Here is a 13405-nt window from a genome sequence, read left to right as displayed (position 1 = left end):
CAAGTCGAGAAGCGCCGCATCGGCGCCTTGCAGCCCTTCCAGGCTCGTTCCCAGCCGCTCCAGCGCATCGACGATTTCGTCAATACGCTTCGATTGCGTGGCGGCGTGATCGATCAGCCCGTGAATCGCCAGTGACACCGGATCGTCTGCATTCGGCGTAATGCCGTATGCACAGAATGCGCTGCTTTCGGTCGTACGTTTTGCATCGCGCGAGGCACCGTCGGATCCCGCGGCTGAAGCTACGGCAACAGCAGCCGGAACGATGATCCGCGCGGGATTACCCACCGCCGTGCCACCCGCCGGCACCGGCTTCGTGACCACCGCATTCGAGCCGATCTTCGCGTCCGCACCGATGGCAAAGCCGCCGAGCACTTTCGCCCCCGCGCCGACAATCACGCCGCGTTCGAGCGTCGGATGGCGCTTCGCGCCGCGCGTGAGCGACGTGCCGCCGAGCGTCACGCCCTGATAGATCGTGCAGTCATCACCGATTTGCGCCGTCTCGCCAATCACGACGCCCATGCCGTGATCGATGAACACGCGGCGGCCCAGCGTGGCGCCCGGATGGATTTCGATGCCGGTCATGAAACGCGCCATCTGCGAAACGAAACGCGCGAGCCAGCGGCGCTTAGCCCGCCAGCATGCATGCGCAAGCCGGTGCAGCACGAGCGCGTGCAGACCCGGGTAACACGTGAGGACTTCCCAGGCGCTGCGGGCGGCGGGATCGCGCTCGCGGATCGTGGCGATGTCTTCGCGGAGTCTCGTGAACATGGCAGGGACTGTGTCGTGGGGAAAAAGACCGCATGCGTGAAACACCACGCACAACGGATGCTTGCCGCATAGCAGATCGGCAGCTTTGCTTAGAACGTTTCGAGCGATTGTAGGACGATTGCGCGAAACCTGCCGGAAGCCCACGCTGCCGGCAAGGTCGGCGATTGGGGTGGGTGCTGCGCTGGATGGGGTTTAGCTGGAAGGCGACGCCTCGCTGCTGGGCCGCGGTTTGGCCTCAGTGCCTCAGTGCCTCAATGCCGCCGGGTTGCCGGTTGCCGGTTGCCGGTTGCCGGTTCAGCGGTTCAGCACGTTCCCCTTAAGAAGCGTCGTCGCCCGGCGGTTTGGTCTTCAGCAAAATATGCTTGGCGATGCCGCGCACGATATTCACTTCCTCGCGCTCCAGACCGGAGCGCGCGAACAGGCGCCGCAAGCGCGACATCAGCTTCTTTGGATTGGCCGGATCAAGAAACTCGAGCGCGACCAGCGCGCTTTCCAGATGCGCGTACATGCTTTCGATCTCGTCACTCGCCGCCCGCGCGCCGACCGGCTCGCCCGGCACTGCACCGGCTTGAAGCGGCGCGGGCGCCAAGGCCGGTGCGTCACCAGCAGACAAATACGCCGTGCGCAATTCATACGCCAACACCTGCACGGCCTGCGCCAGATTGAGCGAACTGTAGGCCGGATTGGCCGGAATATGCGCGAGCGCGCTACAACGCTCGACGTCCTCATTCGACAAACCCGTGCGCTCGTTGCCGAACACCAGCGCGATCTCGCCATGCGCTGCCTGCTCATGCGCGGCACCAGCCGCGGCACGCGGCGTCCATTGCGGCGGCCCGTATTCGCGCAGCCGCGCGGTCAGCGCGATCGACCAATGCACGCCGCTTAACGCATCGGCAAGCGTCGGCACGACATGCGCGGAGGCCAGCACGTCGTCAGCGCCGCTCGCCATGGCGATGGCTTCCGGATCGTTTTGCACGTGCGGCACACGTGGCGACACCAGCACGAGACGCGAGAAACCCATGGTTTTCAGCGCGCGCGCCGCGGCGCCGACATTACCCGGATGGCTGGGCTCGACGAGTATGAAGCGTGTCGACGTAAAACCGCCGCGCAGGTCGGCCACGGTGGGATCGAAAGAATGGTGGGTGTGGTCCAAGGTGGAATTCGGCAAGCTAAAGAATGCGTATGGTAGCGCCAACCCCGCATCGGCTCCGAATTGCGCGTGAATTGCGTGTCACAGCCACACAAAACGCGCGGCAATCGGCCGTCATACCGCCTGCCGGGCAGCAACCGCTGCCGCGGCGCCCGGACTCAGGTAAAATACCAATATTCGCGCCCGGCTTATCGCCTCCGAAAAATCCGGCGCCTCGTTCTTATTCAATTCGTCTCCGTCGGCGGAATCCGCACCAGTCCTTTGCCGGACGTGCGTTCCGTGCTGTTTCCGCGCCCCTTGATGGCGCTCAATTAGCGTTCATCCCAAGCTCATTTACCGGTAAGCAGCCGTGCTGCCCCGGCACAAGGATCCAGTCTCATGCATCCCATGCTCAATATCGCTGTGAAGGCCGCGCGCCGTGCAGCCCAGATCATCACCCGCGCGTCGCTCGACCTCGATCTCATCCAGGTCAGCAAGAAACAGCACAACGATTTCGTCACGGAGGTCGACAAAGCGTCTGAAGCGGCGATCATCGATACGCTCAAGACCGCCTACCCCGATCACGCCATCCTCGCCGAAGAATCCGGCAAGTCGGACAACGAGTCCGAATATCAGTGGATCATCGATCCGCTCGACGGCACCACCAATTTCATCCACGGTTTTCCGTACTACTGCGTGTCGATCGCGCTCGCCCACAAGGGCATCGTGACGCAGTCCGTGATCTACGATCCGACCCGCAACGACCTGTTCACCGCCTCGCGCGGCCGCGGCGCGTTCCTGAACGACCGCCGCATCCGCGTCGCCAAGCGCGACCGCCTTGCTGACGGCCTGATCGGCACCGGTTTCCCGTTCCGCGAAAAAGACGGTCTCGAAGCGTATGGGCGCCAGTTCGCTGAAATGACCGAAGCCTGCGCCGGCCTGCGCCGTCCGGGCGCCGCCGCGCTCGATCTGGCGAACGTCGCTGCTGGCCGTATGGACGGCTTTTTCGAGCAAGGTCTGAATCCGTGGGACGTCGCCGCAGGCAGCCTGCTGATCACGGAAGCCGGCGGTCTGGTCGGCAACTACACGGGCGACTCGGATTTCCTGCACGTCGGCGAAATCGTCGCGGGCAATCCGAAGGTCTACGCGCAGATGATCCCGATCCTGTCGCGCTACAGCCGCACGCGTCAGCAAGCGGCCTAAGGTCTCAGCAAGGTCTTGGGTTCCAGGACCAGGCCCGTCATCCGGCCGGCTCTGCGCCGGCATCGGCAACACGAAAAAGCGGCTTCGGCCGCTTTTTCGTTGGCGCGCCTGCATCCGGCAGGCGTTCGTGCTACAAAGCGGGAGGCCGCGCCGGCACGCTCAATCGCCGGCTGTGTTTCGCGCGTTCTTCGCAGCGCCCCGCTTCGCGCCAGACTTCCGCGCAGCTTTCGATCCGCTTCATGAAAAAAGGCTTCTACACAATCATTGCGGCACAGTTCATTTCGTCGCTCGCGGACAATGCACTGCTGATCGCCGCTATCGCCTTGTTATCGGTGATCCGTTCGGCCGCCTGGGTCACGCCGCTGCTGCAGATTTTCTTCACCGTCTCCTACGTATTGCTCGCGCCCTTCGTCGGCGCGTTCGCCGACGCGCTGCAAAAGCGGCACGTCATGTTCGTCTCCAACGCGCTCAAGGCGAGCGGCTGCCTGATGATGATCGCCGGCGTCCACCCGATGATCGCGTACGGCGTGGTCGGTTTTGGCGCGGCCGCGTATTCACCGGCCAAATACGGCATTCTCACCGAACTCCTGCCCGCGGCAAAACTCGTCAAGGCGAATGCGTGGCTCGAATCGGCCACCGTCCTGTCGACGATTGTCGGCACGATGGTCGGCGGCGCGCTGATCAGCACCCTGGCCGATAAGTTCGTCGCGCATGCGCATTTGCCGCTGATCCGCTCCTCCGCCGATCTGGCCATGTTCGCGGTGATGGTCACGTATGCCATCGCGGCGGGGATCAACATCTTCATTCCCGACACCGGCGCACGTTATCCGAACCGTTTGACCGAGCCGAAGAAACTGGTCGGCGATTTCTATCATTGCTTCAACGTGCTATGGGCCGACAAGCTCGCGCAGATCGCGCTGTGGGTCACGACGCTAATGTGGGGCGGAGCGGTCACACTGCAATTGCTGGTGCTCAAATGGGCGAACGTGAACCTCGGCTTGTCGCTGTCGAAGGCCGCCGTGATGCAAGGCGTCACGGGACTCGGCATTGCCGTCGGCGCGGCTGCCGCGGCCGCGCTGATTCCGTTGCGCAGCTCGCTGCGCGTGCTGCCGATCGGCATCCTCACCGGTGCGGTGGCAATCGCCGTGGCGTTCTACAACAAGGACCTGTTTCCAGCGGGCGCCGGTATTCGTATCGGCTCGTATGTCCTGCCGATCTATATCCTGCTCGCCTATCCTTTGATGATCCTGCTCGGCGCGCTGTCCGGCTTTTTTATCGTGCCGATGAACGCGATTCTTCAGCATCGCGGCGCGACGCTGCTCTCAGCGGGTCATTCGATCGCCGTGCAGAATTTCAACCAGAATCTGGCCGTGCTGCTGATGCTCGGCGCCTACGCGATACTGCTGACGGCGAAGATGCCGGCGCAATGGATCATCGTCGTGTTCGGCAGTTTCATCACGTTCATGATGTGGCTCGCAAAACGGCGCAGTGCCGTGAACGAGCGCACGGTGGATATGCGGGCGCTGGTGGAAGAATGATGACGTGGCGAGCGCTGCCCGGCCGGCGCGAGAATTTGCCACGCGGCATGCGAACTGCTTTGCGGATTAGCCGTCCGGCCAAGGTCCGTTCGCCGCGCCGGCAGGTTAAACTCACGCCCTGAACAGCTAACGCAAAAAGACACCAAGGATGGGCATTCAAACCGCAGCGGCCAATGACGTCGCACCCCACACGCCGATGATGCAGCAGTATCTCCGCATCAAGGCGGATCATCCGGGCACGCTGGTGTTCTACCGGATGGGCGACTTCTACGAGCTCTTTTTCGAAGACGCGGAAAAAGCCGCACGCCTGCTCGATTTAACACTTACGCAGCGCGGCGCGTCAGCGGGCAATCCGATCAAGATGGCGGGTGTGCCGTATCACGCGGTCGAGCAGTATCTGGCCAAGCTGGTGAAGCTCGGCGAATCCGTTGCGATTTGCGAACAGATCGGCGACCCGGCTACGTCGAAAGGCCCTGTCGAGCGCAAAGTAATGCGCGTGGTCACGCCCGGCACGTTGACGGATGCTGCGCTCCTGTCCGATAAAAACGATGTCTACCTGATGGCGCTGTGCGTCGCGCATAACCGCCGCGGCGTCGCAACGAGTGTCGGGCTCGCGTGGCTGAATCTGGCGAGCGGCGCGTTGCGCCTCGCCGAAGTTGCGCCCGACCAGGTGGCCGCCGCGCTCGAACGGATTCGTCCCGCAGAAATCCTGGTGGCAGATGCACCCGCCGACTCCGCGAGCTGGACGCCGCCCGTCAACGCCGGCGCCCTCACCCGCGTGCCGGTCTGGCACTTCGATATCACCTCGGGCACGCAGCGTCTGTGCGATCAGCTGGAAGTAGCCGGCCTCGATGGCTTCGGCGCGCATTCGCTGACAGCCGCATGCGGCGCGGCCGGTGCGCTGCTGCTGTACGCGGCGGCCACGCAAGGTCAGCAATTGCGTCACGTGCGCAGCCTGAAGGTCGAATACGAGTCCGAATATATCGGGCTCGACCCCGCCACGCGCCGCAATCTCGAACTCACGGAAACGCTGCGCGGCACCGAATCGCCCACGCTATGTTCACTGCTCGACACCTGCTGCACGACCATGGGCAGTCGTCTGCTGCGCCACTGGTTGCATCATCCGCCGCGCGAAGCCGCCGTGGCGCAAGCACGTCAGCAGGCCATCGGCGCATTGCTCGACGCGCCGCCGGGCGCAGGCGTCGAAACGCTGCGCGGCGCGTTGCGACAGATCTCCGATATCGAGCGGATTACCGGGCGTCTGGCGCTGCTGTCGGCGCGGCCTCGCGATCTGTCGAGCCTGCGCGATACTTTCATGGCCTTGCCGGAGTTGCGCAAGCAACTCGCGGCTGTTTCGTCCAATGCGGATTCGCTGGCGCGTATCGACGCGTCGCTGGAGCCGCCGCAAGCGTGCGTCGAACTACTTAAGCGCGCAGTCGCGCAAGAGCCATCCGCCATGGTGCGCGACGGCGGCGTGATCGCCCGTGGTTACGATGCTGAGCTCGATGAATTGCGCGATATTTCGGAGAACTGCGGGCAGTTCCTGATCGACCTCGAAACGCGCGAACGGGCGCGCACCGGTATCGGCAATCTGCGCGTCGAGTACAACAAGGTGCACGGCTTCTATATCGAAGTCACGCGCGGCCAGACCGACAAGGTGCCGGACGACTACCGCCGCCGTCAGACGCTGAAAAACGCCGAGCGTTACATCACGCCGGAACTGAAGACTTTCGAAGACAAGGCGCTGTCCGCGCAGGAACGCGCGCTGGCCCGCGAACGCTCGCTTTACGACGCGTTGCTGCAAGTGCTGCTGCCTTTTATCCCGGACTGCCAGCGGGTCGCCGCGGCGCTCGCCGAACTGGATCTGCTGGCTGCCTTCGCCGAACGCGCCCGCGCGCTCGATTGGGTCGCGCCGACGTTTTCGCCAGATACCGGCATCGAAATCGAACAGGGGAGGCATCCGGTTGTCGAGGCGCAGGTCGAGCAATTCATCGCAAACGACTGCACGCTCACACCCGAGCGCAAACTGCTGCTGATCACCGGCCCGAACATGGGCGGCAAATCGACCTTCATGCGGCAGACCGCGCTGATCGCACTGCTGGCATACGTCGGCAGCTATGTGCCGGCACGACGCGCGGAATTCGGTCCGATCGATCGCATTTTCACGCGAATCGGCGCAGCGGACGATCTGGCCGGCGGCCGTTCAACCTTCATGGTCGAGATGACGGAAGCAGCGGCGATCCTGAACGACGCAACACCGCAAAGTCTCGTGCTGATGGACGAGATCGGGCGCGGCACGTCGACGTTCGACGGCCTTGCGCTGGCTTGGGCCATCGCGCGGCATCTGCTTTCGCACAACGGCTGTCATACGCTGTTCGCCACGCACTACTTCGAATTGACGCAGTTGCCCGCCGAGTTTCCACACGCGGCCAATGTGCATCTCTCGGCAGTCGAGCATGGGCACGGCATCGTGTTCCTGCATGCGGTCAGTGAAGGTCCGGCGAATCAGAGCTACGGTTTGCAGGTCGCGCAACTGGCCGGCGTGCCGAACGCGGTGATTCGCGCGGCCCGCAAGCATCTCGCCCATCTCGAACAGCAATCAGCGGCGCAACCTGCACCACAACTCGATCTGTTCGCAACACCCCTGCCTATGCTGGTCGCAGATGCCGACGACGAACGCGACGACAAGCGGGATTCAGCGGCGGGGTCACCGGCCATGCAGGCGCTCGTCGAACGTCTGCGCGCAATCGATCCGAACGATCTGCGGCCGCGCGAAGCGCTCGATCTGCTGTACGAACTGCACGACCTGGCCGCCGCGCCGGATGCAGATCATTGACGCACACAGGCCCTCGCAGCGCCCGCGCAAACTTTGCGCGGCGCTCACCATCGCCCTCACACTCAGGGGCGGCCTCGTGGCGCTGGTGCCGCTTGTGGTGTTTGCTCCGCTCGTGCATGCCGAAACGCCGCGTTATGCCTTCGCGGTCATCGCCAACACGATGCAAAGCCCTGCCGACGAAGCGCCCACACAACGCCTGATCGAAGCGATCGGCCGCGACCGTGAAGTATCCTTCATCGTCTACGACGGCAATCTGAAGGGTGCGAAAGAAGCCTGCCGCGATGCGTTATACGAACGGCGACACGCGCTGCTCGAAACGTCGCGGGCCGCTCTCTTCTTTATTCCGGGCCAGCACGACTGGGCCGACTGCGGCACGGCTGAGGCCGGTGGTTTCGACCCGGTCGAGCGGCTCGATCAACTACGCCAGACCCTCTTCACCGACTCCGCGTCGATGGGTCAGAATCCGATCGCGTTGACGCGCGAGAGCGAGGTGTCGCGCTTTCGTCCGTTCCGGGAGAACGTGCGCTGGCAAGTCGGCGACACCGTGTTTGTCGGTCTGAACGCGCCGGGTCCGAACAATCACTACCTGACTGCGGGCGGCCGCAACGGTGAGTTCGAAGATCGCGTGATCGCCAATGCATTCTGGCTCGAGCACGCTGCCGAATACGCGAAACGTCGCGACGCGCGCGCGATTGTCGTCTTCATTCAGGGTGACCCCGATCCGGAGCGCTACGAACGGCCTGACCGTTTCGCATGGCTGCGCTTTACGCGTAACACGCGCCGCGACGGTTTTCTGGAGTTCAAACGCAGCCTGGTCAAACTCGCGCAGATTTTTCGCGGACCCGTGCTGGTGATTCATTGCGACGACGAACGCGCGAGCGCCGGCTTCGTGATCGATCAGCCATTGCGCAATGACAAGGGGATGCTCGTGACGAATCTCACACGTATCGCACTCGCGCCGCATGATCGTCTTAACCAGTGGATTCAGATTGAAGCGGACCTCGGCAAGAAACCGCCGTTCCGCGTGAGCGTGCGCGATGTGCCGAAGCAAATGCCGATGCCCACGGCGCCATCTTTGCAGCCGCGCGACGAGCCGGCGGCTTCGATGCCGGCCGTGCCTGCGTTAGGCCCCGCTTCCGAGTTGCCGCCGTTGTTGCAAACGCCCGGGCAGCCACAACCGGTTCAGCAGCAATACGGACCAGCGGACAACAGCAACGGCGAGTATGGCCCGGCCATGTCCGCCCCGCCCACCTCGGTCGTTTTGCCGCGCGCACCGGGCGCTTCTTCAAATGCTCCCGGCACGCCCGCAAGCTCAGTGCAGCGTGGGCCCTGACTTGTCGTCTTCAGCTTCGTCGTCATCGTCATCGAGGACTTCGAGGCCGTCGGCGCCATGCGCGTGTTCGTGCTGGATTTCGTCTTCAGTAGCCGGACGCACGTCCTTGACTGTCAGCGCGAAACGCAGTGCCATGCCGGCGAGCGGATGGTTGCCGTCGAGCACGACTTTGTCTTCCGCCACGTCGGTCACCACGTAGACCAGCGAATCGAGATCCTCATCGCCTTCTTCCGGCGTGCCTTCGAATTGCATGCCGACTTCGAGCGGTTCCGGGAAGCGATCGCGCGGCTCGATCTTCACGAGATCGGGGTCGTACTCGCCGAACGCGTCTTGCGGCTCGAGCTGGATCTGGGTCTCGAAGCCAGCCTCGTGGCCATCGAGCTCTTCCTCGATCTTGGGGAACGTGCCATCATAGCCGCCGTGCAGATAGACCATCGGCTCGTCGCTTTCTTCAATCAGATTGCCCTGCGCATCCGATAGCTTGTAAGCGACCGACACGACGGTGTTCTTTGCGATTTTCATTCGATTCTCCAGAATACAACTCACATTATACGATGCCCAAGCGGCCCACTGACCACCCTGCCGACGCAGCTTCGGCACGGAAATCTTCGCCGGCTTCAAAGCCGTCGCTCCCCGGCCTGCCGCCCTCGCCCGACACACCCACGCCCTTGCTCGGCAATCTGACACCGTCGCAATTCATGCGCCGGTACTGGCAAAAAAAACCACTGCTGATCCGCCAGGCGATCCCGAACGTGGAGGCGCCGCTGTCGCGCGATGAATTTTTCGAACTGGCCGACCACGACGAAGTCGAAGCGCGCCTGATCACGCACTTTCGCAACAAATGGCAACTGGAGCACGGCCCGTTCGCGCCTGATGAACTGCCGTCGGTGAAGCAGCGCGCCTGGACGTTGCTCGTGCAAGGCGTAGACCTTTACGACGATCGCGCGCGGGCGCTGCTCGATCGCTTCCGCTTTGTGCCGGACGCGCGTCTGGACGATCTGATGATTTCGTATGCGAGCGATGGCGGCGGCGTCGGCCCCCATTTCGATTCCTACGATGTGTTTCTTTTGCAAGTAAAAGGTAAGCGCCGGTGGCGGATCAGTGCACAGAAAGATCTGACGCTCCAACCGGGTTTACCTTTGAAAGTTTTACAGCATTTCGAACCGGAAGAGGAATGGCTGCTCGAGCCGGGTGACATGTTGTACCTACCGCCGCATATCGCCCATGACGGAGTCGCCGAAGGCGAATGCATGACCTGCTCGATCGGTTTTCGCGCGCCCTCGGCGGGCGAGTTGACCGCGCAGTTCCTCTACCATCTGGCCGAACGCGGCGAGTCGGCTGCGCGGCCCGATGCGCTTTATCGCGACCCTCGGCAACCCGCCGTCGAGCGTCCGGCAGAGCTGCCCGCAGCATTGGTCGAACGAGTTGGCGCGATCCTTGCTCGCGTTAAATGGAGTGAGCAGGACATTGCATCGTTCCTTGGGACGTACCTTAGCGAACCGAAGCCGAGCGTCGTCTTTGACCCGCCGCAACGACCGCTCAATGAAGCCCGTTTCATCACTCAGGCATCGAAGTCCGGCATTCGGCTGGACCGCAAGAGTAATTTGTTGTACAACCGCCGTTTTTTCTTCGTAAATGGAGAGGAAATGCCGTTTGAGGGCGCGAAAAAATGGTTAATTGACCTCGCTGACCACCGGTGTATGAGTGCGAAACGCTTTGTAACACTCTCGCACGATTCGTCGGTGACAGCACTGCTTCACGAGTGGTATTGTGCGGGCTGGATACAAGTGGGCGAGCTTGCGTAACTCTGCCCGCGTGTTATACCGTACTGTGAAATTTTGTATGAGAAAGACAACGTATTGACCCCGGATTTATGGATTGTCAGTACGAAAGTGCATATAATTTCCGGCCAAGCCGTAGGGAAGATTCTAGCTCGTCAAAAGAGCGTCTCCACCAGCGGCCCAGGTCGGTGTTGGAGCACATTACCGGTATTATTTTGCGCTGTTGCTTACCTTTAACCATAAAAGGACGTGATCATGAAGAAATCCCTCCTCGTAGCATCCCTGTTGGCAGCTGTGGCACTGGCTGCATGCAACAAGAGCAACGATCAAGCCGCTGCCCCGGCTAGCGACGCAGCTGCTGCTTCGGCACCGGCTGCTGCAGCTTCGGATTCGGCTATGGCTGCTTCGGGTGCGGCTGCTGCTGCGAGCGACGCTGCTGCTTCGGCTACGGACGCTGCTTCGGGTGCGGCTGCTGCTGCAAGCGACGCTGCTACCGCTGCTCCGGCTTCGGGCGCAAGCCAGTAAGCTGTCGCATAGGGTTCGCCTCTGGGCGAGAACTGCCCGGAAAATCAGACTTGATTTTCCGGGCAGTAAAGCAAAACGCCACGGATTCACATCCGTGGCGTTTTGTCATTTAAGCGCCGCTTTTTACAACGGCGTGTATTGAATAACTTATTCTGCTGGCGTTGCGCGCTCTTCGAAGAACTCGCGCACTACTTCGATCTCGCGAGTGCGTTTGAATGGCGGCAGGCTCTGCCATATGCGGCGCCCATACGGTTTGTCGACGAGACGTGTGTCGCAGATCATCAGCACGCCGCGATCGGTCTCAGCGCGAATCAGACGGCCTGCGCCCTGCTTGAGCGTAATCACAGCCTGTGGCAACTGATGGACCGCGAACGGGCTCAATCCCTTCTTCGTTAGCGCATCCAGACGCGCCGACAACACAGGGTCATCAGGCGGCGCAAACGGCAGCTTGTCGATCACGACTAGCGAAAGCGCATCGCCACGTACGTCCACCCCTTCCCAGAAGCTCTGACTGCCCACCAGAATCGCATTGCCGTATGCACGGAAGCGATCGAGCAACTCGGTGCGGCTCGCGTCACCTTGCACGAGCAGCGGATAATTCCAGCCGCGTGCTTCGATGGTGTCGCGCAATTTGGCCGAGATGCGGTCCACTGCGCGCAACGTCGTGCACAACATGAATACGCCACCGCCCGAAGCTTCGATGGCGGGCAATGCCGCGTCGAACACGGCGTCGGTGAACATCGGCGACGAAGGCTGCGGCAAATTGCGCGGCACGTACAGAAGCCCTTGCGTCGGATAGTCGAAGGGACTCGGCAGCGTCATCGAACGTTTTGCGTTCAGGCCCATCTGCGCCGCGTAGTGCGTGAAGTCGCCACGCACCGACAATGTCGCCGACGTGAAGATCCACGCGCGCGGCACGCCGGCGCGCTGCTTCGCGAAGATCGGTGCGACCGATAGCGGCGTTTCGTGCAACTGCACCGTATGCGCGAAGACTTCGATCCAGCGCACCTTTTCATTCGGATCGGCACGCTCGGCCTTGGCGTCCGCCGAGGCGGCGTCTGCGGCTGCGCGCTCGGTCTCGGTGGGCGGCGTCGTCCAACCCGCAAGCACGCCTTGCAACTCGCGCGCGCGGCGCAAACACGCGCCAATCGATTCGGCTCGCTCGGCCTGACCGGCCAGCGCCGAAGTCAGCGTGTCGAGCTCGGTTTCAAGCGTTTCGAGCGCGGGGAATAAGGGATGATCGTCGGACAACTGACCGATCGACAAGCGCACCGAGTCTTCCTTGAAAGCGAGCCGCACGTCACGCGCCGCGCGTTCGAGCGTCGAGCCGAGCTTCACCCAGTCGACCGATTCGCGCGCGTGACCCAAACCCTCTGCCACGGAATCGCGCGCGAGCTCAAGAAACTGCGCAGTAGAGAGCGTCTCGCCAAAAAACAGCGTCGCGGTTTCCGGCAGTTGATGCGCTTCGTCGAAGATGATGGTGTTCGCCGTAGGCAGCAATTCGGCCATGCCGGTATCGCGCAACATGATGTCGGCGAAAAACAGATGGTGATTGACCACCACGATGTCGGCTTGCTGCGCTTCGCGACGCGCCTGCATCACAAAGCACTCCTTGTAATGCGGGCACTCCTGGCCAAGACAGTTTTCACGCGTGGACGTGACCATCGACCACACCGCCGCCGTTTCCGGCACGCTCGCAAGTTCAGCCTTGTCGCCGGTGCGCGTGATCTTGGCGAAGCGAATGATGTCCTGCAGATACGAGGTTTCCTGGCGCGACGGCAAACGGCCGTTATCCGCAGTGCGCTGCAGATAGTAATGGCAGAGGTAGTTCGCGCGCCCCTTGAGCATTGCTACCGACACCGGCACGGCGAGCGCATCGCGCACCGTCGGAATATCGCGCTGAAAGAGCTGATCCTGCAAATGCTTGGTGCCGGTGGAGACGATCACCTTGCCGCCCCACAACATGGCCGGCACGAGATACGCATAGGTCTTGCCGGTCCCGGTACCCGCTTCCACGATCAGCGTATTTTCGCTGCCATCGAGACCATTCGCTTCGTCGTTTTCAGCGGTGTCAGCAGGCGCATCCGCGCCCGGCGCTTGCAGACGTCGCGCCGGACGCTTTTGCGCTTCAAACATTCCGGGCTCAGGCATTGCGCGACCCGATGCCTCCATGGCCGCCGCGACGGCGCGCGACATCTCGATCTGCGACGCGCGCGAGCGATAGCCGTCGATCTGACGGGCGAGCAGGCCGTTGTCGGCGAAAATGTCGTCCAGTTCAGTGCCGCGGCGCGG

10 protein-coding genes are annotated in these 13405 nt (G+C 62.4%); 6 read left to right on the top strand and 4 right to left on the bottom strand.

Annotated elements, in window-relative coordinates:
- Positions 1–768: serine O-acetyltransferase (gene cysE / locus VFE81_RS02550; RefSeq protein WP_325043087.1), on the bottom strand; the 768-nt coding region annotated here is incomplete at its 3' end.
- A gap of 316 nt (positions 769–1084) precedes the next feature.
- On the bottom strand, positions 1085–1921 hold the full coding sequence (locus VFE81_RS02545) for an RNA methyltransferase (protein WP_325043086.1): 837 nt from the start codon (positions 1919–1921) through the stop codon (positions 1085–1087).
- A gap of 375 nt (positions 1922–2296) precedes the next feature.
- Between VFE81_RS02545 and VFE81_RS02540 the strand changes: the two genes are divergently transcribed.
- The 4 genes from VFE81_RS02540 to VFE81_RS02525 all read left to right on the top strand — a co-directional run bounded on the left by VFE81_RS02540 (position 2297) and on the right by VFE81_RS02525 (position 8807).
- Positions 2297–3100, top strand: coding sequence for an inositol monophosphatase family protein (locus VFE81_RS02540; protein ID WP_325043085.1), 804 nt, complete (start codon positions 2297–2299; stop codon positions 3098–3100).
- A gap of 239 nt (positions 3101–3339) precedes the next feature.
- On the top strand, positions 3340–4638 hold the full coding sequence (gene lplT, locus VFE81_RS02535) for a lysophospholipid transporter LplT (RefSeq protein WP_325043084.1): 1299 nt from the start codon (positions 3340–3342) through the stop codon (positions 4636–4638).
- 148 nt (positions 4639–4786) lie between these two features.
- Positions 4787–7474, top strand: a complete 2688-nt coding sequence (mutS, locus tag VFE81_RS02530) for a DNA mismatch repair protein MutS (protein ID WP_325043083.1) — start codon at positions 4787–4789, stop codon at positions 7472–7474.
- Positions 7461–8807 (top strand): hypothetical protein, encoded by a 1347-nt coding sequence (locus VFE81_RS02525; protein WP_325043082.1) that lies wholly within the window; start codon positions 7461–7463, stop codon positions 8805–8807. The genes mutS and VFE81_RS02525 overlap by 14 nt, the downstream gene beginning before the upstream one ends.
- On the opposite strand, the gene VFE81_RS02520 is transcribed toward VFE81_RS02525, so the two are convergent.
- On the bottom strand, positions 8787–9329 hold the full coding sequence (locus tag VFE81_RS02520) for an FKBP-type peptidyl-prolyl cis-trans isomerase (RefSeq protein ID WP_093633511.1): 543 nt from the start codon (positions 9327–9329) through the stop codon (positions 8787–8789). The genes VFE81_RS02525 and VFE81_RS02520 overlap by 21 nt on opposite strands.
- 32 nt (positions 9330–9361) lie before the next feature.
- Here VFE81_RS02520 and VFE81_RS02515 point away from each other — a divergent pair, with 32 nt between their 5' ends.
- Both VFE81_RS02515 and VFE81_RS02510 read left to right on the top strand, forming a co-directional pair.
- Complete coding sequence (locus VFE81_RS02515; protein ID WP_325043081.1) at positions 9362–10612, top strand: cupin domain-containing protein; 1251 nt, start codon at positions 9362–9364, stop codon at positions 10610–10612.
- 231 nt (positions 10613–10843) lie between these two features.
- Positions 10844–11113, top strand: coding sequence for a hypothetical protein (locus VFE81_RS02510; protein ID WP_325043080.1), 270 nt, complete (start codon positions 10844–10846; stop codon positions 11111–11113).
- A 147-nt stretch (positions 11114–11260) separates the two neighbouring features.
- Here the strand turns inward: VFE81_RS02510 and VFE81_RS02505 are convergent.
- A partial coding sequence (locus VFE81_RS02505) for an ATP-dependent DNA helicase (RefSeq protein WP_325043079.1) occupies positions 11261–13405 on the bottom strand: 2145 nt, incomplete at its 5' end.

Origin of the sequence: Paraburkholderia sp. (assembly GCF_035656215.1) — a bacterium.
Classification (GTDB): domain Bacteria; phylum Pseudomonadota; class Gammaproteobacteria; order Burkholderiales; family Burkholderiaceae; genus Paraburkholderia.
The sequence above is the reverse complement of the archived record's forward strand: the minus strand, read 5'-3'. Positions and strand labels throughout refer to the sequence as shown.

Excerpts from the sequence above, each read along its gene's own strand:
- VFE81_RS02510 (WP_325043080.1), top strand. The coding sequence starts at position 10,844 with ATGAAGAAATCCCTCCTCGTAGCATCCCTGTTGGCAGCTGTGGCACTG.
- VFE81_RS02540 (WP_325043085.1), top strand. The coding sequence starts at position 2,297 with ATGCATCCCATGCTCAATATCGCTGTGAAGGCCGCGCGCCGTGCAGCC.
- lplT (WP_325043084.1), top strand. The coding sequence starts at position 3,340 with ATGAAAAAAGGCTTCTACACAATCATTGCGGCACAGTTCATTTCGTCG.
- VFE81_RS02515 (WP_325043081.1), top strand. The coding sequence starts at position 9,362 with ATGCCCAAGCGGCCCACTGACCACCCTGCCGACGCAGCTTCGGCACGG.
- VFE81_RS02525 (WP_325043082.1), top strand. The coding sequence starts at position 7,461 with ATGCAGATCATTGACGCACACAGGCCCTCGCAGCGCCCGCGCAAACTT.
- mutS (WP_325043083.1), top strand. The coding sequence starts at position 4,787 with ATGGGCATTCAAACCGCAGCGGCCAATGACGTCGCACCCCACACGCCG.
- VFE81_RS02520 (WP_093633511.1), bottom strand. The coding sequence starts at position 9,329 with ATGAAAATCGCAAAGAACACCGTCGTGTCGGTCGCTTACAAGCTATCG.